Here is a 21,691-nt window from a genome sequence, read left to right on the forward strand (position 1 = left end):
TATTAAAACCTCATAGGCATTTAAAACCTATGAGGTTTCTATTACTCCGCCTCTTTCTCGGCCTGAGGCCTATTGGCCAGCTCCCATTCCCGCTGGATACGTTCGGCTTCCACGTTGCCTTCAAAATCGTGTGGCAAGTTTGAGCTCATGGTTTCCGAAAATGGAACCGTCTGCGGGATGAAATCTTCATGGTGTCCCGGTTTGCTATAGTCATATGGCCAGCGGTAAACCGTAGGAAGCTCGCCAGGCCAATTGCCATGGATATGCTTCACGCCGGTAGTCCATTCCAAGGTGTTCGAACCCCATGGATTCTGCGTGGCCCGCTTGCCAAACCGGATAGAGGAGAAGAAGTTCCATAAAAAGGCTACTTGTCCCAAGGCTGCGATAATCGCTGCCCACGTAATGAAGACGTTTACGGAAATCCATTTCTCCATAAATGGAAATTCTGTAAAGGCATAATACCTACGAGGTACGCCGTCAATTCCCATGAAGTGCATGGGGAAGAACACCAGGTATGCTCCGGCGAATGTGAGCCAAAAATGCAAATAGCCTAGTTTTTCGTTCATCATCCGACCAAACAGTTTGGGGAACCAATGGTAAACCCCACACAGCATACCAAATATCGATGCAGAGCCCATTACCAAATGAAAGTGGGCCACTACAAAATAGGTATCATGAAGCGCAATATCAAGCGCCGAATTACCGAGGTACAGCCCTGTCAATCCGCCCGAAATGAAGAAAGACACCATACCAATGGCGAACAACATAGCTGGTGTAAACCGGATATTACCGCGCCACAATGTGGCTAGGTAATTAAATGATTTCACGGCCGACGGTACCGCAATAATCAATGTCGTAATCATGAATACCCCACCCAGAAATGGGTTCATCCCCGTCACAAACATGTGGTGCCCCCATACGATGAATGACAGAATCGTAATCCCAATCAACGAATATACCATGGCATGGTAACCAAAGATAGGCTTACGTGAATTGGTGGAGATGACCTCGGAAGTCAGGCCAAGCGCTGGCATCAATACGATATATACTTCGGGATGTCCCAGGAACCAGAATAGATGCTGGAACAATATCGGACTACCACCTTCATTGGGCAAAATCTGCCCTTGTACAACCAAATCAGATAAATAGAAACTGGTACCAAAGCTCCGGTCAAAAATGAGCAGCACCACGGCCGATACCAGTACCGGGAAAGACAGCAAGCCTACGATGGCCGTCAAGAACAATGCCCATATGGTCAATGGCATCTTCCATAGATCCATCCCTTTGGCACGCATATTTAATACGGTGCTGATGTAGTTGATACCGCCCAATACCTGCGATGCGATGAACAAGGTCATACTAATCAACCACAAGGTCATTCCCATGGCCGATCCACTGATGGCGGTAGGTACTGCCGATAGTGGAGGATAAACTGTCCATCCAGCACTTGCCGGGCCACTTTCCACAAAGAACGAGGAAATCATCACGATACAGGCCGTAAAGAAAAACCAATACGACAACATATTCATGAATGGCGAGGCCATATCCCTTGCACCCAATTGATAAGGGATCAATAAGTTAGCGAATGTACCACTGAGTCCTGCCGTGAGGACGAAGAAAACCATGATGGTACCATGGATGGTTACCAAGGCCAAGAAAAAGTCCGGGCTGATACGGCCACCCTCTGCCCATTTACCCAAAAAGACCTCTAATATCGGGAATTCTTTATCAGGCCACGCCAATTGAAGCCTAAACAAAATAGACAGGAACATGGCAAACACCGCCATGACTATCCCCGTAATCAGGAATTGTTTAGCTATCATTTTATGATCCTGACTAAAGACGTATTTCGACAAAAATGATTCATGGTGGTGGCCATGTTCGCCGTGATGGTCAGCAGGATGAGCGCTTGTTATACTTGACATATCTGTTTATTAAATGCGTTATTCCCTAATAATTAATTGGTAGCGGCCAGCAACTTGGCATCCGCTGTATCTTCATTTACCTGTGTCACCTGGAATTCCTTTCTCAAATCTTCTGTAAAGAAGTAGGGTTGTTCATTGAGCCACTCCTTATATTCTTCTTCGGTCACTACCCGCACTAATTTCTGCATATTGAAATGGTTGGCGCCGCATATTTTGGCACATAGCATAACATAATTATAACTGTAATCGTCCAACTTGTCACGCATTTCTTCAGTGGTGATGGTCGGTGTAAACTGAAAATAGGTCTTCATCCCCGGTACAGCATTAATTTGTACCCTAAAATCGGGAATATAAAAGCTATGCAAGATATCTTTAGAAGTAATTTGGAAACGCACGGGTTTATTCACTGGGATCACGATTTCCGATCCCATTTGGTCATCCCAGCTCTTCTTGTCATTGAAATCGATGCCCAAGCCATTCAGCGGTGTAGTCAGCTTATAGTTCCGCTCACCGATCGCTCCATCGCGTCCAGCATACCGCACTGTCCACATAAACTGCTCTCCGATCACTTCAATCTGGATTGCATTTTTCTGCTCTTCTTCTGGTATATTGGTGATGGCCCGCCAATTGAAAAAACCAAATAAGACCAATATGGTAAGCACGATGGCGGGCACAATGGTCCACACCTTCTCAATCGTATTGTTGTGTGGGTAGAAATAAGCCTTACGGTTCTCACGGGCACGGTATCGGAAGGCAAAGCCAAACAGGGCGATATGGGTAAGCACAAGGACGATGGTACAGATAACCGTGGTAACCATGAACATTATATCGAGATTGACGCCATGCTGCGTAGCGGCCTCCCGCATGGATTGTGCACCATGATGTACATAAGACCAATATACCCCGTATAACCCTGTTACCAAAGCAACGATAAATAATCCAGCCTGTATATTGTTGAGGTAATGGGTACTATCCTTGCCGTTCATCTTCCTTGTAAGCTCATATACCTGCAAAATCTTACCGATCACAGCCACCAATATGCATAACAGGAAGAACAGCAATACATAGTAGAAGAAATTCGTATATACTTGGGGATTGATACCTGGTTTCCCTGCGGCATCTGAAGTAGCCGTGGGAGTTGCACCTACACTGCCGGCAGATGCCGCGGTATCCGTGGTGTCAGTCCCTGTAGCAGCAGCTGCAGTATCCATATCGGCGGTAACGGCCGTATCCGTATCTCCTACGGTAGCCGTTGTATCAACGGCCTGCGCCGCTGAATCCGCTTCCTGCGCAAACATAGAACCAGATAGCCCTATACTCACCATGAATGCCAGTATAAAAACCGTCTTGAATTTGATATTGTCTATAAAGCTCATTTCTATTATAACGATTATCCGTGATGTCTCTTATCTATTATTTATATTTAGCTATCGGCTTTCGGTCATCAGTTTTCAGCTATCAGCTAATTGATTATCAATAGTTAACCCGTTCATATCTTATATCTGATGATGCAGACTTTCTTCAAGGAAGGGGTGTTTAGCCGGGGCCAACGCATGTTTACCCAATTTGTTGAGCACAAGGAACGTGAAAAGCCCAATGAATCCTAGTGCGGTACCAAGCTCAATCCATCCAAACCCACGGTGCACTTCCACCGTACCCGGCATGATCATGATGTAGTAATCCAACCAATGGCCAAGCAACAATACGATGCAAACAGCCATTAGCGTATTCATCTTCCGTTTGGTATCCCGATCCATCAGTGCTAAAATGGGCACTACAAAATTGACGAATAAGTTTATCCAAAACAAGGTTTTGTACTCAGGTTCCCAACGCTTATAGAAGTAAACAGTCTCCTCTGGGATATTTGCATACCAAATCAACATGAACTGTGCAAACCATACATAGGTCCAAAAAATGGAAAATCCAAAAATCAACTTGCCCAGATCATGCAAATGATTTTCATTCACCCAAGCCAAATAGCCTGATTTTTTCAATAGTATTATAATCAATGTAATCACGCAAAGGCCGCTCACCCACAGCGCTGCAAAGTTATACCAGCCAAACATGGTAGAAAACCAGTGCGCCTCCAATGACATAATGGTATCAAAAGACCAAATAGGTGTGGTAAAACCAAAAATCACTAAAAACAATGCAGAAAGCTTGAAACTTTTCTTATATGAATTCAAGCCGCCATCAAGGTCTTCATTATACGAATACTTCGCCAATAGCCAAGAGCAGATGCTATAGGCACCCATGAAAACCACCTGGCGAATCAAGAATCCGGGTGCGTTCAAGAACGCTGCCTTTCCGGCCACCAATGCGTCATAATTGGGGCTATCAGGATCAGTAAGTCCTTCAGCGTACCAATGGTGATACAAATTATGCGAGAACAAGCCTGTAGCTGTGATGACCAGTAGGATAAGGGATGCAATAGGCAATACACTTGCCATGGCTTGCGGAATGCGAATCATCCCCGATGACCAGCCGGATTGTGTCACATATTGTAACGCCAAAAAGAACCCGCCCGCCGCACACACACAAGTAAAATAATATCCCATCAACAGCAAGTTGGCATAGGTGCGCTCCACGGTGATGTGATCGCTGGAAAGCAAGCCGATAGCGATAGCCACGATGCCCACAACAATGGCGGCCAAGCTCAGCGTCTTCGCTTTCCCTGTAAATACGAACTGCTCGCTAAAATTATAATCGTGATGATGACTGTGAGTTCCCATTTAATATAGCTGATATAATATTATTTCTTTTGTAATTCTCTAACATACATAACCACCTTCCAACGTTCCTCGGGAGATAATTGGGAAGCATGCGACCCCATCAAATTGACACCGTATGTAATGGTATGATAGATCTTTCCATCCGTTAAATCTTTCATGGCACCACCTCTTGATGAGTTGATCGAATCGCTCGCTGCATACGATGGCGGTGGCGGAAAATTTTCCAACATCCGTCGCTCTGATTTGGTAACCAGCTCCCTATCTTTCGTGATGCTTCCGTCGCCACGCCCTTCTGCACCATGGCATACCGCACAATACACTTGGTACAAAGCTGCACCTTCGGCCATTACCTTCTCGGTTTTCTCCAAGGGATTGGTTAATTCAGCTCCAGCACGTTCGTAATCTTGCACGGTATTGACATACGCAAACCGCTCGAAACCTACAGGTGTCGTACCTGTGGGAGGGGTTTGGGCAGTCTTACCATCCTTAAAGTTATTGTTCGGTTGGTCTGGGTTATAACCGATAGGATCGTACATATTCCTTGAAAATTCCCAGCGGGTGCTGCGGGTGGTTTTTTCCCCACAAGCAGCCACCACCGCCGCAATCGCGACAGCCGCACTTACAGCTCCAAGAAAATTCTTCCTATTCATAGCTAACATATTTTCGTTCATTGTACTTCACTTCAACAGCCCCAGCTTCTTTAAGCAATTCCGCTATTTTATCGTGGTCTGTATTTTCATTGGCGTCAATCGCGATGATAAATCGGTCGTCCGTAGCGCGTAAATCCATCACCCTTGGTGCGCGGCCTGGAAACAAATGATTGCGAAAGAAAAACGTAGCCACCATACCTAACGCACACAACAGGATGGTCACCTCAAACGTGACAGGCACAAAAGCGGGCAGTGGAAGTGCTGGTTTGCCACCAATATTCATCGGCCAATCGTAGGTCATGGTATAATACAGCAAGCCGAACCCCAAGAATGTGCCTGTGATACCGAAGTAAAACGCAGCGATGGGTAAGCGCGAGGGCTTCACACCTAATTTAGCCTCTATACCATGGATGGGCATCGGTGTAAAGCAATCGTAAATGCTGATGTGCTGTTCCTGCAGCTTGTCAATCCCGTCCATCATCTCATCCGGGTCTGCAAAACTTCCGAGTATATATTTAATATTGCTCATTGCTACTTAGTTTCTAATTCTTTGATTTCCTCATCTGTCACCGAATCGTACTTCGTAAGCGAATTTTTGAAGTAGGTCACTTCTCCGGCATCCAAATGACCTTCCTTGATCAATTTGGCTTTCTGCTGTAAACTTGCACTCTTCAAGAGCAGCTTCACTTCGGCAATGGCAATGCCCGGAAGGAAGCGCAAGAACAACAGGAACAATGTGAAAAACAACCCAATTGATCCAACGAAAATACCGACATCCACCCAAGTAGGATAAAACATCGCCCAGCTCGAAGGGATGTAATCACGGTGCAGCGAGGTGACGATGATCACGAAACGTTCAAACCACATTCCGATATTTACCACGATAGACAGCACCCAAGAAATCGGGATGCTGGTACGTATTTTCTTAAACCAAAACAATTGCGGAGAAATCACGTTGCATGTCATCATTGCCCAGTAGGCCCAAGCGTAAGGGCCAGCAATCCGGTTGGCAAAGGCATACATCTCGTATTCCGAACCTGAATACCAAGCGATGAACAGTTCCGTTAGGTAAGCAATACCCACGATCGAACCCGTTACCATGATAATCTTATTCATGGATTCGATATGGAACATGGTGATGTAATTCTCGAAATTAAGCACCTTACGCATCACCAATAATAAGGTCTGCACCATGGCGAAACCGGAGAAAATCGCACCTGCCACAAAGTAAGGCGGGAAAATAGTAGTATGCCATCCCGGAATTACCGATGTGGCAAAGTCCATGGATACGATGGTATGTACCGAAAGCACCAATGGGGTGGAAATACCAGCGAGGATGAGCGACACGATTTCAAACCGTTGCCATGTCTTCACCGATCCGCTCCACCCGAACGACAGGATGGAATAAATCCTTCTTTTCAATCCTGCGGCGCGGTCACGTACGGAGGAGATGTCGGGCAAAAGGCCACAATACCAGAACACCAAGGATACGGTGAAGTAAGTGGAAATCGCGAATGCATCCCATACCAACGGTGAGTTGAAGTTGACCCACAAAGATCCAAATTGGTTGGGCAGCGGAAATATCCAGTAAGCCAACCACGGCCGCCCCATATGGGACACCACATAGGTAGCTGCACAGATCACCGCAAAAATGGTCATCGCCTCTGCCGAGCGGTTGATGGAATTACGCCAGTTTTGACGGAACAACAACAACACGGCCGAAATCAGTGTACCGGCGTGACCGATACCCACCCACCATACAAATCCCGTGATGTCCCAAGCCCAACCGACAGTTTTATTCAGCCCCCAAGTACCTATACCTGTCCAGAAGGTATAACTCACGCTCCCAACCCACAGCAAGGCACCCAATGCGGCCATAATGAACCCAATCCACCAAGCTTTATTGGGCTTATTTTCCACCGGCAACAGGATATCATCCGTTATTTTGGCATAGGTGATATCTTTGCCTGTTATTAATGGTTCCCTTAATATTGATTCGTTATGCGATGACATAATATGTTATTTCAAATAGTGATTAAGCCTCATACGTATTTCTCACCTTCGTCATGTAACCAATGCCCGGTTGTACGTTGATTTCCTCCAGCACATAGTACACGCGCTCATTGCGCAACGCTTTGGACACTTCTGATTCCGGATCGTTGGCATCACCGAAGATGATGGCATTTGCGGAACACGCCGAGCTACAAGCCAACTTGATATCCCCATCCTTCAATGGGCGTTTTTCCATCTTGGCTTTCAACTTGCCGGCCTGGATACGTTGGATACACATCGAGCATTTTTCCATTACCCCACGTGAACGTGAAACCACATCTGGGTTCAATACCAGTTGGGTAAATTCATTGTTCAAATAATTATCAAAGCGCGAATCGTTCCAGTAGTTGAACCAGTTGAAACGGCGTACCTTATACGGACAGTTATTGGCGCAATAGCGTGTGCCGAAGCACCGGTTGTAGGCCATATGATTCAGTCCTTCTGACGAGTGCACGGTAGCCAAAACCGGACATACCGTCTCGCAAGGTGCGTGGGCACAATGCTGGCACAGCATGGGTTGATGCACCACCGACACGTTTTCAAAGTCGTCCAACCGGTTGATGTCATCTTCCTTGGTATATGCCGCGCCGTCTTGTTCGATGGCATAATAACGGTCAATACGTATCCAGTGCATCTCGCGACGGCGACGCACTTCATCGCGGCCCACCACGGGAATGTTGTTTTCAATATTACAGGCTACGATACATGAACCACAACCGGTACAGGCATTGAGGTCAATAGCCATTACCCATTTATGTCCCGGCTGTTCATATTTATTCCACAAATCGTATGTTTTGTGTGAATCCGTCCATTTTCCGGCATTATGGCCTGGGTTTTCCTTGTATTTCGCAAACGTTGTCTCCCGAATTACGTTCCGTCCTTCGATGGTATGGTGTGTTTGCGTTTGGGCTAGTTCATAAGAGCCACTGGCCTTACTCAGCTTTGCTGTGGTATTGAATTGCAACGTACCATTAGCCAATCTGACAAAAGGATATGCATTCTGGCCTACATTGTTCCCGGCTTTACCCGCCTTGGTGCGACCATATCCTATAGCAATGGAAACGGATCCCATGGCCTGACCGGGTTGCATCAAAACGGGCAGGATAACCGAGTAACCATTTTCGCCTTCCACCTCTACCAGGCTGTTTTCGCCCAGTCCCAAGGACTCAGCAAATTTAGGGTTAAGGGCAGCGTAATTGTCCCAGGTCACTTTGGATACTGGATCTGGCAATTCGTGCAGGTAAGCGTTGTTGCCCTGCTTGCCATCCTTGAGCGCTACACTTTGGTAGAGCTGTACTTCCACATCTTTAGCTAATCCCTTGCTTTGTGTCACGATAGCATTAGCCACGTTGCCAAGCACTGAAAAATCAAAGCTATAGGCCGTTGCCGGTTGCTCGTCCTTGTATTCAAAACCTGTTTGAAGCACATCCTTCCATGTCTTGCTACTTCCGGCGAGGATATGTTGCTCCCAATTATTTTTTACAAAGGCATAGTAGTCGGTTTTCTCGCCAGCCCAAAGCAAAACACTGTGCTCCACTTGGCGGGTGTTGTACACAGGATTAATCGTGGGCTGTACAATGGTATAGTATCCACCACGGGGATGTGCATCACCCCAAGATTCAAGAAAGTTATGGTTGGGGGCAATGGCGTCCAACTCCGAAGCCGTTTCGTCCTCACGGTCAGCAAAAGAGAGTTTGAACTTGATTTTGCCTAACGCTTCTTTCACCACCTCCGTATTGTAATAATCATACAATGGGTTGCTATTCAGGAAAAACGCCACATCCACCGCTCCCCTATTCGCTTCGGCTAAGAAGGAGGCAAATGCCTCGTCGTTACCCTTGAACTGGTAGGATGGATTATCTAAATCGATGGTCGCCCCATAGCTTTCCAATGCCACGTTGATGGCATTGACCAAGGTCTGGATAGCCACATCGTTGGCACCTGCCACGACTACCGCCTTACCCCTTGCCTGCTTTAATTCCTGGGCCACCAGCTTGAGCGCCGTCTGCGCCTTGGCATTAGAGGATAATGCCCCTGCCAAGGTATTTCCCGTAATCTCGTTATATAGGGCAATCAACAATGGCCCTTCTTCCGAAGGTTTGACGGCGATACGTACATCGGCATTGGTACCGGTGAGGCTCAAGCCGCCCTCAAACTGGATATGACGCGACATCTTGCCTTTTTTGAGACTCTTATAATCGCGGTTGGAAATGTATTGTTGCGTATGTTCTTCACCGCTGAGCCATGTGCCCAGAAAGTCGGCGGCTATGCTCACCACGACATCGGCATTGTCAAACCGGTAATGCGGTACCACGGCTTTGCCGAAGCTGTTTTGGTTGGCTTTGATGATGCCGCTATAAGAAACCGTATCCACTTCTACCAATTGGGCAGTGGGATATTTTTCGGTAAACCTGGCAATGGCGGCAATTGCCGAGGGGCTATTTATCGTGGACGATACAATGCGGATTTGCTTTCCAGCGGCATTGGCTGCTTCCAAAGCAGTTACTACCTGCGTATCCAGTTCGTCCCAAGTGGTATCAGTGCCGTGGAATTTTGGCCCCTTCAACTTGGACATGTCATACAAATCCAGCACGGACGCTTGCGTTGATGCATCTGTACCGCAATTCAATCCTTTCGCGGCGGGATTAGCTTCCAACAAAATCGGGCGCCCTTCTCGGGTCCTTACCAATACACTTTGGCCATTGAAACTGGAGGCATAGAAATTAGGAATCCCAGGGGTCACCTCCTCCGGTTTAATCAGATAGGGAACAGCTTTATGTACAGGTGTACGGTTACACGCCGCCAAGGTCACCGCTCCTACCCCAAAGCCTAATGCTTTCAGGAAATCGCGACGTGGGGTCTTGGTGCTCAATCCAGCTTCATTCAATACGTCCTCAACAGGAATCGGTTCTGCAAACTCGCTTTTGTTCTTATTTACAAAAGCTGGCGTCTGCTGCAATTCTTCCAAACCTTTCCAATAGTTCTTGTTGCTATCCATTTAAGCTATATATAAGATTGCGTATATCTTCGTAATTAATAATGGCATTTGCCACACTCTAATCCACCTAATAGCGCTGCGGTCACTTTCTCGCCCTTCTTCAGTTTCTCATGCGCCGCAATCAATTGTTCGTAGTAAGCATTATCGGCATTCACCTCCGTATTTTGGTGGCAATCTATACACCATTTCATCGTCAGTTGTGAATATTGGTAAACCTCTTCCATGGTTTCTACTGGACCATGGCAAGTTTGGCATTCTACACCAGCTACTACCACGTGTTGCGAGTGGTTAAAGTAGGCGAAATCAGGCAAGTTGTGGATGCGTACCCATTCGATCGGTCGGGTATTCGGTCCATATTCCATGGTCTCGGGGTCATAGTCCAATGCACGGTATATTTTTGCGATTTCGGGTGAGAGTTCCCCATCGTATTTTTCGCTGGCTGTAATACCCGTATGGCAATTCATACATACATTGGCAGATGGTATGGAAGCATTCTTGGATTTATATGCCCCTCCATGGCAATATTGGCAGTCAATTTGGTTGACACCAGCATGCAATTGGTGTGAGAATTTGATGGGTTGCACAGGCATGTACCCTTCATGCACCCCTACGTTCCACAAGGTTTTCCATCCAGCGGAACCCAGAAATATAATGAGCATAAGTACGGCGAAAAACACCAATTTCTTGTTCTTCGCCAATCTTTTGAGCATGGCTACATAATCCTTGCCGGGAGCCTGTGCTACGGGTTGTGGGATAAGGTCCTTGTTGCTGGTAATCACACGTTCCAGTGTACGGATGACCTTATTGAGTACCAAAATGACCACAAATGCCAATACAATCACGGCTATCAAACCAATGATCATAAAATTGTTTACATCACTGCTTGCGGTTCCCGCGGTTCCGCCACCACCTGTCGCTCCATCTGCACCTGCAGCTGCCTTTTTATCTTCTTCCGATTTGACGTAAGCCAGTATATTCTTGATTTGGTCTTCCGAAAACTGGGGGAAAGCCGTCATCGTACTATTCGGAAATTGGGCATCCAATTCCTTTGCAATGGGATCACCGGAAGCAATTACAGATGGTGCGTTATGGATCCACTTCAACAACCACGCTTCGTCTCGGCGTTCGTTTACACCAGCCAACTCTGGTCCGGTAAGCTTGCCAAACACCTTATGACATGTAGAGCAATTAGCTTTGAAAAGCTTTGCCCCTTCCTTCACATCCTGGGCCTGCAATGCAGAAACTGCAAACAACAACACCAACACCAAGGATACCGGCCGCGCAATTCGTTCAAAAACTAATGAGATATTTCTCATACTGAGCACTTTATACAGTTTATGATGAATGTAAAAATATGGGTTATCTGTACTAATGGATTTACACCCTTTTAACAATGGCACAAAAGTATAACTAATTGGCGTATCGGTGACAATTTGATGACTGAATTTAATAATTTATAATCGTTCTAAATTGATGAATAATTGCGATTACAGCCCGTATAGCGTATTTTGTAGCAAGAGCGACCAGGAACCGTAAGCTTAAAAAATTCCAGAAATTTGTGTTTTTAATAATAATTTTTTAATATACGAAAGGGTATAATTAGTGTCTGTCTATCATATTGAAAAAGATGGAACACGGATGACACGGATCAAGCAGATAATCGTCGATTTTCGATCATTATCGGTGTAAATTCGCAATATCCGTATCATCTGCCTTCTATTTTAGTTTATGCTATCCAAGACACCGACTTTATGGACAGACGATAATTATTGATCATAAAACTTTTTGCTATATTTTCTGTATATTCGCATAATGGTGAATGACATTTTTTACTGTTGTCAAAACTATTTTTATGAGAATTATATTGTTTATTTTGACATTATTACCCGTTCACCTGGCATGTGGGCAAGCTACCAACCAACGCCAACCGAAGACGGTTTCAATTGAAAACAAAATGGATACGACAAAATATAACAAACTGACACCTGAAGAAGCGTATATCATCCTCCATAAAGGTACCGAAAGGCCCTTCACTGGCGCATTACTTAACAACAAAGCCAAGGGCACTTATGTATGCAAACGCTGTGATGCCCCTCTTTATGAGTCAGAAGACAAATTCGAATCCGATTGCGGCTGGCCAAGTTTCGACGATGAAATCAAGGGTGCTGTCAAGCGTATACCGGATGCCGATGGGCGTCGTACCGAAATCGTATGTGCCAACTGCAATGGGCATTTGGGCCATATGTTTATCGGGGAACGGTTTACAGCGAAAAACACACGCCATTGTGTCAATTCATTGTCGATGAAATTTGTGCCTGCTGAACCTTAAGTTGAAAAGTTCGAAGTCCGAAAGACCGGAAGTTCATTGACTACCACCATATAGCTAAAGTAACCCCATCACGCTGCCGAATCGGTAGCTCAACCCGATTTCATGGGTGGAGTTGCCGATGCGCCTGTTGAGCTGCTCGTTGCCGGGGTTGAACTGGTAGCTGTAACCCAGCCCAAAGCCGAGGAAGTTGACCTGCAGCATTCCCGCGAGGTCGCCGTAGCTCCGGACGTTGGCCCCCAAGCCGAAGGCCCTCTTCACGAAAAACATCGCCGATACCTCCGCCTGCGGACGCAGGCTCTCCGAATAGGTAACCAGCACTGATGGCCTGAACTGAAAATCCGTACCCAGATCGAACAGCGCTCCCGCCGTAAGGTGGTACACATTCCGGAAGTTATAGCGGCTGTCCGAATCCACCCCCAGGCTGCCCAGCATCAGCCGCGGCAGCGAAAGCCCTACATAGTACCGCTCCGGGCGGTAGAGCACCACCCCGAAGCCCACCAGTGCGTCCGTCTCCATAATGTCCTCCCGGAAGGCCGGGTCTTGCGGGTCGAGCTGCGAAAAGCGACCGTCCAGGTAGCTGAAGCCCGCGTTGAGTGACAGCCCCAAGTATTCTGATTCCGAAATACGGATGGCCTTGGCGAAGAATACCGAGGCCTCGGTGAGTTTCTCCACCGCCATGCTTTCATGTCGCATGTTAATGCCCGCGGTGGCACCAAACCGCTGGAAGCCGAGGTGCCCGCTCCCCCAAAATACCGAGGGTGCACCGTCGAGCCCTACCCATTGTCTGCGGCCGATGATGCTGACCTCCCCTTCCCCATGGATGAGGCTCGCCGCTGGGTTGAGTACTGTGCGCAGTTGCCCATGCTGGGTGTGCGTAAGTGGCTGTTGGGCCCGAAGGCAGGTACCCGCCAACACCCCTACTATCGTTATTAAAAGATACCTTTTCATTTTTATTGCTTATTTGTCTATTCGCTGTTCCTTGATTTGCAAATCTGCCCATTCGCCAATCTGCGACATGCGTATCCGCGAATCTGCAAATTGGTTAATACCCCAGCACAAACCACCCCTTCTCGTGCCTCCAACTGCCACTCACCTTCACCTCCACGATATAGAAATACGTACCCGCCGGCAGCAATAGCTGCGCCGTGCTGATGCCCCGGAACGACACCCGGTTGTTGTCGTACCCGCTGGCCTCCCACAGCAGCGTGCCGTTGCGATTGAATATCGTTACCCGATTCTCCGGATAGTCCTGTATTGCTTCGATCATCAGGTATTCGTTGATGCCGTCGCCGTTGGGCGACACCGCGGGATGTACCCGGATCGGCAAATCGGATGATGGATCCACCACCCGGATGGTGACAGTCACCGGCTCAGCAGCTTCATAATTGCCGTCACCTACTTGCGTGGCCGTAATCGTAACCGTGCCCAAGCGCAGTATATCCAATGTCAAACCATCCAACGTAGCCACTTGGGAGTTATCCAAGGTGAGCACGATGGGCAGGCCACTTGAGGCCGTCACATCCAGTTGAATGTTGTCCGCGTCACGATGTACTTCCATCGGCGCATTGAACGTGATGGTCTGGGCGGCTTTGCGTACCATCAGTACCTGCGTGGCTTCTGGGCGGTTGCTGTAATTGCTGTTCTCGGGAACGGTGGCCGTGATGGTGGTTGTACCCGCGCCCGTGATGTGTATTTGACCATCGACGATTTCGGCCACTGCGGCATCGCTGCTGGTATAGCTTACCTCCTCACCGCTAGTGGCTGCCGCCCCGGCGTCGAAGTCCGCATCGCCATAAGTCTTCTCCGGTATTGTGGGGAAATCGATGTTGCGCGTAGCCGGTGTAATGGTCAGGTCGGCGGTCAGTATCAGGTCTTCGTAACTGTCTCCGCTAACGGTAGCGGTCACTTCCTGTGTGCCCACATCCGTACGGCTGTTGCCCGTGTAAGTTACCGAAATGCCGTCCAGCAGCTCGCCTTCTATCCCCAGCGACTTGTTCATTCCGTCGTAGGTAAAGGAGGCATCTTCCAATGTGATACCCGTGATCACAGCTGGAGTAATTGCTAGCGAGCCTTCCTCGGAGGTGATCGCATAGTTATCACCGGCCGACAGGTTGCCCTGCGTAATCGCATAGTCACCCACATCTTCTCCCGCATCTCGGGACAGTGTGCCCGTAAAGGCATCGTCACCGATCAACTCAGGGGCAAAGGTGTAGGTCAATGCCGGATCATCCGAACCGAATACCTTGGACTTATTGTCTGCTGTCACCGTAATTTCCAGCGGTGTAACGGTCAGTTCGGCCGTCAGTTCCACATCCTCATAATTGTCCCCACCGTCGATTGCCGCGGTTACCGTCTGCGTGCCCGCATCCGTGCGTCCGTTGTTCCGGTACGTCACTGACACGCCTTCCGGCAGCTCGCCGGTGATGGTCAGTGAATGCAATTGCCCGTTGTAAGCCACCGTGACGTCTTCCAACGTAATACCGTTTATGGTTGCGCTATATTGCATTTCCAATAGGTTGGATGCACTATTTCCATTGTTACCGATATTTATTGCCACATCGGCAGGCACAGAAAGCTGTACAGTTCCACCAGCGGAGGGTGTCACAAGGAAAGTGTATGTAATATTATCAGTGGTCTGCAAATCGCTCAACGTAGCGTTGGTACCCATCATATCCCCGATTGTAAATCCGGTGACCGCCTCACTGAATGTCGCAGTAACGGTGAATGGCCCGTTCACAGGAGATATGGCTTCGGTTGACAGCGTTACAGAAGGAACCCCGGCATTGACCATGATGTTGATTGTGTCATTATCTGTTTGTGCTCCACCGGATCCATTTAATCCCAGATCGTTTGTCGTAATCTGCAAACTGGCCGCTCCATTATAGCCAGGTGTTGGGTGGAACAACACCCCGTTTAGTGCTAAGTTGATATCGGCGATGGTACCTTCGAAGGTAATGGTACCGTCATTCGTCCCATCACCTGTGATGAAGGACAATCCCGTTGTGCCAGCCAACGTCATCAGACCATTGCTGGCCGTCAATGTCACCTGTACCGTGCCACCTCCAGCATCGACGTCGGATATAGATATCGCATTGCCATTGCCGCTGCTGAATACCAGCACACCGTCTTGGTCGACCGACTGGGCGGCCGGAACGGTATTCACCGGCGCATCGTTTATTGCGGTTACCATCAGTGTGACCGTAGTGGCATCCGCTTCGGAGCTGCCGGTGCCCGAATTGCCCGGATCGGCTCCGGTATGGCCGCCGTCATCAATGCTTACCGTGAGCGTTACATTATTCGTAGCGTTGAGCGCAGTGGTGAAATTAAGGCCACTTGCTACGATAAACAAATTGAGGTCTGCGATTGTCCCCACCAATGTCAATGACGTCGTTCCCGATCCACTGACCGTCACTCCGCTGCCCGATGTGGCGGAGAGCGCTCCACTGGGTATCGAAAATGTTGCCGTAACATCCCCGCTGCCTGCATCTACATCGGCAAAGCTGATGCCCGTGAGCGGCGTTGGTACATCCTCATCCACCGCGATGGTGGCCGGTGCGGTAATGGATGGTGCGTCATTGATTGCTTCCACGTTAAAATATACCAGCGCTGTATCACACAAGGAAGGTGTTCCATTATCGCACACTTGATACCTCAGGCTATCCCGTCCGTTATAATCGGCATTGGGGGTATAGGTGAAACTGCCATCCGCATTCAGCACGACCGTCCCATTGACTGGCGCAATGACCAGCGAAGCCGTCAATGCATCTCCTTCCGCATCCGAATCGTTGGTCAAGACATTTCCGGTTGCAGGCAAATCCTCATTGACCGTTATTTCATCATTCACTGCTGCCGGAGCCGTATTCACCGCCACCACGTTAATGTCTTTTGTGGCCGGACTGCCATCGTCTGTGCCGTCATTGGCCACGAAACTGACCGTTCGGGTCGCGGTACTTGGATTCGATGAACTATTGCTATAGGTAACCGCCTGAAGGGCTGCTTCCCACTCCGTCAACGTCGCGGTAGCGCCTGCTGAGGTGAGTGTAAGCACGCCAGCCACGTCATCGTAACTGCCGGCGATATTATCCATCGAGCTGCCATCATTTTCGAAGGCGAGCATATCCTGGCCGCCTTGGAAATTACCTGTAATGGCCACTGTAGCCGAAGCCAGCGTGGTGTTGTCGGGATCGGACACCGTCAGCCCCGGATCGATCGTTACCGGTACTGGGTCGCCATCAGTTGGTTCGATAAAGGTGGTGCTTCCGCCAGTGGTCGTTACCTCCGGTGGTGCCGGGGGCAACACCCGTACTTCGACTGGAATACGAACTTCGCACCCGGCGGCATTCACCGTCGCCACATGATAGGTGGTCGTTTCCGAAAGGACCGGAGTCTCAAAACTCGACCCAGTATGCAGCAGGGCGTTGCCTTCTGAATACCAGTGATAGGTCAATCCCGGAATAGGATCGGTAATGGTAAACGTTGCCGACTCGTTTTCAGAAATATTGATCTGCGTCTGGTCGACAGCGGCAACCGGCGGAGCAATCCGTGCATAGTGAATATTTATGGCCGAAACGCTGGCAAGCAGTGCATTGAACTCAATCCTCAAGCTATCAAAGGCCACGCCCGGTGCGAAATGGAGTTCGGCGGGATTTCCGCCTTCAGCCGGATGTAACTCAAACACTGTATTATCATTATTATACTGTCTTACCTGTGTGTTTCCATCATATAACGTAAATGTAAGCCCTGTAAGTAAGCTTGCGTCCGTTAGTGGAACACCTGCGCTTATTCCAATCCGAAGGACATCGTGCGTAGCGGAAGTTGCTGCAAAGCCCAGTGCTTGGTATACTCCGCCCAGCAGCCCTGGACTCACTTGCAGTTCTGAATACGTATCTTTATCGGCATCAATGGCCAGTGGAGCATCTACAACGGTACAGCCCAGGCATGCCACACCAGCAGTACCTGCGAACTGTGTTTCGGCCCACCCGCAGGGCAACGGTACCACTACTGTAATCGTAAAGGATGCCTCGTATGTTCCTCCATTATTATCGGTGGTCCGGATGCGCACGCTCTTCGGCCCTGTGGACAATGACGACGGATTGGTTGCCCGCAGCGTTGAACTATCGATGTTAAAGCTGCCGTTGTCGTTATCCCCATCTCCGACTACCAAGGTATAGGTATGCGTATCGCCCGCATCGGCATCGGTGGAGGTGAGTGTGCCCACAACCGCGTTGGCACCCGCGCTTTGGTTTACGGAGCTGTTGCTGAGATCGATATCGGTGGGCGCATTGTTTACAGCGGTGATCATGAATCTGACCGTAGCTGTATCGCAAAGTGAAGGTGTACCGTTGTCGCAAACCTGATAGATCAGGCTGTCAAGACCGCTGTAATTGGCATTTGGTGTATACGTAAAGCTACCATCCGCATTCAATACCACGGTTCCGTTAACGGGTGCGATAACGAGGGATGCCGTCAGTGCGTCTCCTTCCGCGTCTGAGTCGTTCGTCAAGACATTGCCGGATGTGGGTATATCTTCCTCAACCGCGACCTCGTCATCCACAGCGGTCGGCCGTGCATTCACCTCCCCCTGAAACTCATACGCTCCCATGTCAATCACTCCATCACCTGTGAAATTATACACTCGCGGGTTGCCGGCGAGGTCTAAGTCGTTCGCCAGGTCTCCGCCCGCATCGGTATACGCCTGGTTGCCGCCCACACTGATGGCGGGGCTATTTGCTGACAACGAATAATCGCCGTTTGCAGGATCGGCGAATAGCGGATTATCGTGCAAGACCGCCGTGGTATTAAAAACGGTACCTTCATTACTGGAGATATCGTTATCGCCATCCGCATATAGGCTATGCGAGAGGCTGAGGTGATTCCCAACGATAGTAAGGTTAAACAGCTGATTACCAGCTCCATCAGCCGTATTCGCCCAGATGATGGTGTTTGTCAGGTTAGCCGTGTGGGCCCCGAGATTCGCTATCCCCCCGCCTCTGCCTGCTGCGTTATGGGAAATGGTACCGTTGGTTATGGTTAATATTCCTTCATAATTTTCGATCCCACCAGCTATAAGACTTGCTGCATTTTTGGAAACTACCGCGTTTATTAACGTAAGCATATGAAAACTCGTTATCCCCCCGCCCCGCGATGCTTGATTATGGGTAATCACACCATTGGCTATTGTGATGTCGCTATTCAGTTCACTAAACAGACCACCACCGTAGCCCATCACAGAATTATTTGCAATGACGATATGGCTAAGCAAAGTTGACGTCCCAAGGAAGTACATTCCGCCACCGTGTGCCCTCGTGACGCCTATCCCGTTTACGTTTAATCGGCCAGTGCCGTTCGCATTCCCGCCGGTCACCGTAAACCCATCCACGAGCGCACTGCCCACATCACTGACACTGACGATCAGGTGATGGGCGTTTTCTAGGTGATTATCGAAATTATCCGTATTGTCATTACCTGCAAAATCACCACTCAGGATGCTGCCCACTTGGGGGTCGTTGTTATCAGGCAGGATACGCGCATCATCCAGCGCTTCGATTCCGGCAGTTGGGTCAAACCCACCATACAGTTGTACATCGGGAACCAGCACAAAGCTGTTATCCCGACCGCCATCAGTGGTATATTGCCCGTCAGCCGCACTGTATAACGGTAGGTAAGTACCTACAGCCACGAAGACGCGCAGGGGTTCGGCTTCCGTCCAGCCGGGGCTGTCGCCATCGTGCTGCTCGCGCGCCCATTTCAGCGCATCAGCCAGCTCGGGAACAGCGTTCGCCCAGCTATCGCCTGCGCCAGTATAACCACCGGCCGTGGTATTGACGTTGATGTCTACGTAGAGGACGTTATTGGCATCAGGAATGAGGTCTCCGTCGCAATCTGCAGCTTGCGTATCGCCCGAGATCGTCCAGCCATGATCGTCGATCAGCGACTGCCGCTCACTGGCAGCGGCACAGTATTCCAGGCCGTCTGCGCCGAGGGTTACGTCGTTCTGCAGCGCCTGCCCGGCCCAACCAATCAAGGTGGCGTCGTAGTTTTCCGGGGAGAGGCCGGAATTACTTAACATTTCGAACATATCGGTCACGTTGGAAACATCCCAATTACCCAAATTCACATTAAAGGCAGGGGTATTAAAAAACATTCTTTGCATAATCGTAACCTTTGCTACGTTCCACCCGCTAAGGTCCTGACTGAACTCCACTGCGTTACGAAACATACTATTCATGTTGGTCACATTTCCCACCAGCCAGCTGCTGATATCCTGATTGAATGCATAGGCGTTGACAAACAGGCCATCCATATTGGTCACATTTGAGACAATCCAACTACCTATATCCTGATTAAAGCTGTTTGCACTGGTAAACATCCCGGACATATTCGTTACGCCGGATATATCCCAGCTGCCGATGTTCCCGTTGAACATGCTGGCACCCTGGAACATCCAGGCCAGGCTGGTGACCCCGCTCAGATCCGGTGTGTCTGTTGCATTGCCCATGAGGTTAGAGGCGCCATTGAATGCTCCCTCCATAGAGCTCCACGCAATATCTCCCCATTGCTCAATGGAAAGGATTTTCTGGCGGTCTCCGCCACCATTGAAGAAGATGCGGGGGAAGTCGCCGGTGATTTCAACGGTGTAGGTTCCGGGTGCGGCATAGGTGTGGGTGAGCCCCTCCGGGGTGTCTCCATCCTGCCAGGTGGTCTGGTTTCCATCCCCCCAGGCAATGCTGAAGTTGTACCCACCGTCCTGGTGAATGGGGATGGTGATCTGGTTGTCTTCCGAGTCGCCGGGATTGTCGGTTTTCCAGGTGGTGATGAAATTGGTGGGGTCGCCGGGGATGATATCGGGGCTGGTACTGCTATTCCTCAGCAACGTGATATTATCATTGGATATATTATGTACTACGACGATGTCACGCCGGCTGTCATTATTAAAGTCATCCATCGCAAGCGATACCGGCGTGCCATCCAGGCCGACTGTAAATTGATCGGCAAAGGTACCATCCCCATTGTTCAGCAGGATAGACAACGTCCTTCCGTTGACATTAACGATGGCGAGGTCTGGCTTGTCATCATCGTTTAAATCGCCGATGATCACCGAATCAGTGTTTTCTCCTGCATCGTATAGTTCGTGGGGAAGAAACGTACCATCGCCCTTGTTCAACAATATCGATACGTTGCCGGAATTTCTGTTGACAACAACCAGATCAGCTGCATCGTCGTCATTTAAATCTCCGATTGCTACACAACGAGCATAATTGCCGGTAGGGTACGACACCTGTGCAGCAAACGTGCCGTCGCCCTGGTTCAAGAGCACTGAAACGCTATTCGCCCCCCCATTTGACGCGGCCAAATCTGCATAGCCGTCGCCGTCCAAATCGCCAATGGCCAACTGCGTACCTCCGGCTACGGGGTAGGTAACAGGTGCCACAAATGTACCATCGCCATTATTCAGTAATACAGCGACACTTTCACCAAAATTTGACGTCGCAATGTCAAGCGCACCGTCATGATCGAAGTCGCCGATAACGATCCCCGACAGACCAGACCCAACACCATAATAGGCTGCCTCCGAAAATGTGCCATCGCCTTCATTCAATAAGATCGCCAGGGAGTTGGTGGCACTCCCCAAAATCACCGCCAAATCGAGATGTCCATCTTGGTTCAAATCGCCCACGGCAACAGCAGCTGGCGGATCATCGAAGGAATAAATAGCAGGCGGTTCAAAATCACCATTCCCATCATTCAACAATATCGCCACATTGTAGGGCGACGGAAAGGTTGATAACCAATCATTATTGACGACCACGATATCCGCATGACCATCGTCATTGACGTCTGCTGTCGTGACAAACCAAGCCAGTCCGTCTGAATGGTCTTTGGATTCGATAAAGTCAATTTGCGCCGAAGCCGTAGTGCCCGACAGGAAAAAGAATAACAAAGTTGTCCAAAGGCAAACCAGCCTAACGGGCAGACGTGGTAGAGATCTTTCCATAGCGCTACAA

Annotated in this window: 11 protein-coding genes; 1 reads left to right on the forward strand and 10 read right to left on the reverse strand. The window is 49.1% G+C overall.

What is annotated here, in order from left to right; translation table 11 throughout:
• Positions 1–41: 41 nt before the first annotated feature.
• From NF543_RS00175 to NF543_RS00210, 8 genes are all read right to left on the reverse strand, one after another.
• Positions 42–1,823, reverse strand: a complete 1,782-nt coding sequence (locus NF543_RS00175) for a cytochrome c oxidase subunit I (RefSeq protein ID WP_257666546.1) — start codon at positions 1,821–1,823, stop codon at positions 42–44.
• Between the two features lie 134 nt (positions 1,824–1,957).
• Positions 1,958–3,301 carry a cytochrome c oxidase subunit II gene (locus NF543_RS00180; protein ID WP_257666058.1) on the reverse strand — a complete coding sequence of 448 codons (1,344 nt, stop codon included), beginning with the start codon at positions 3,299–3,301 and terminating at the stop codon, positions 1,958–1,960.
• Positions 3,302–3,421: 120 nt separating this feature from the next.
• Positions 3,422–4,657 carry a quinol:cytochrome C oxidoreductase gene (locus NF543_RS00185; protein WP_257666059.1) on the reverse strand — a complete coding sequence of 412 codons (1,236 nt, stop codon included), beginning with the start codon at positions 4,655–4,657 and terminating at the stop codon, positions 3,422–3,424.
• 20 nt (positions 4,658–4,677) lie between these two features.
• The gene (locus NF543_RS00190; RefSeq protein WP_308378388.1) at positions 4,678–5,307 is read right to left on the reverse strand and encodes a c-type cytochrome; all 630 of its coding nucleotides are present in this window, start codon (positions 5,305–5,307) and stop codon (positions 4,678–4,680) included.
• The gene (locus tag NF543_RS00195) at positions 5,300–5,836 is read right to left on the reverse strand and encodes a DUF3341 domain-containing protein (protein ID WP_257666061.1); all 537 of its coding nucleotides are present in this window, start codon (positions 5,834–5,836) and stop codon (positions 5,300–5,302) included. The genes NF543_RS00190 and NF543_RS00195 overlap by 8 nt, the downstream gene beginning before the upstream one ends.
• A gap of 2 nt (positions 5,837–5,838) precedes the next feature.
• Positions 5,839–7,320: an NrfD/PsrC family molybdoenzyme membrane anchor subunit gene (nrfD, locus tag NF543_RS00200; RefSeq protein ID WP_257666062.1), complete on the reverse strand. Its 1,482-nt coding sequence runs from the start codon at positions 7,318–7,320 to the stop codon at positions 5,839–5,841.
• Positions 7,321–7,342: 22 nt separating this feature from the next.
• Positions 7,343–10,357 (reverse strand): TAT-variant-translocated molybdopterin oxidoreductase, encoded by a 3,015-nt coding sequence (locus NF543_RS00205; protein WP_257666063.1) that lies wholly within the window; start codon positions 10,355–10,357, stop codon positions 7,343–7,345.
• Between the two features lie 35 nt (positions 10,358–10,392).
• A complete protein-coding gene (locus tag NF543_RS00210) occupies positions 10,393–11,673 on the reverse strand; it encodes a cytochrome c3 family protein (RefSeq protein ID WP_257666064.1) in 1,281 nt (426 codons plus the stop codon).
• A gap of 536 nt (positions 11,674–12,209) precedes the next feature.
• Here NF543_RS00210 and NF543_RS00215 point away from each other — a divergent pair.
• On the forward strand, positions 12,210–12,686 hold the full coding sequence (locus NF543_RS00215) for a methionine-R-sulfoxide reductase (protein WP_257666065.1): 477 nt from the start codon (positions 12,210–12,212) through the stop codon (positions 12,684–12,686).
• Positions 12,687–12,740: 54 nt separating this feature from the next.
• Here NF543_RS00215 and NF543_RS00220 read toward each other — a convergent pair whose 3' ends face one another.
• Positions 12,741–13,634 carry a PorP/SprF family type IX secretion system membrane protein gene (locus NF543_RS00220; protein WP_257666066.1) on the reverse strand — a complete coding sequence of 298 codons (894 nt, stop codon included), beginning with the start codon at positions 13,632–13,634 and terminating at the stop codon, positions 12,741–12,743.
• A 94-nt stretch (positions 13,635–13,728) separates the two neighbouring features.
• On the reverse strand, positions 13,729–21,681 hold the full coding sequence (locus tag NF543_RS00225) for a BspA family leucine-rich repeat surface protein (protein ID WP_257666067.1): 7,953 nt from the start codon (positions 21,679–21,681) through the stop codon (positions 13,729–13,731).
• Between the last annotated feature and the right edge of the window lie 10 nt (positions 21,682–21,691).

Source organism: Parapedobacter tibetensis, from assembly GCF_024704835.1.
In the GTDB taxonomy this organism is placed as follows: Bacteria; Bacteroidota; Bacteroidia; order Sphingobacteriales; family Sphingobacteriaceae; genus Parapedobacter; species Parapedobacter tibetensis.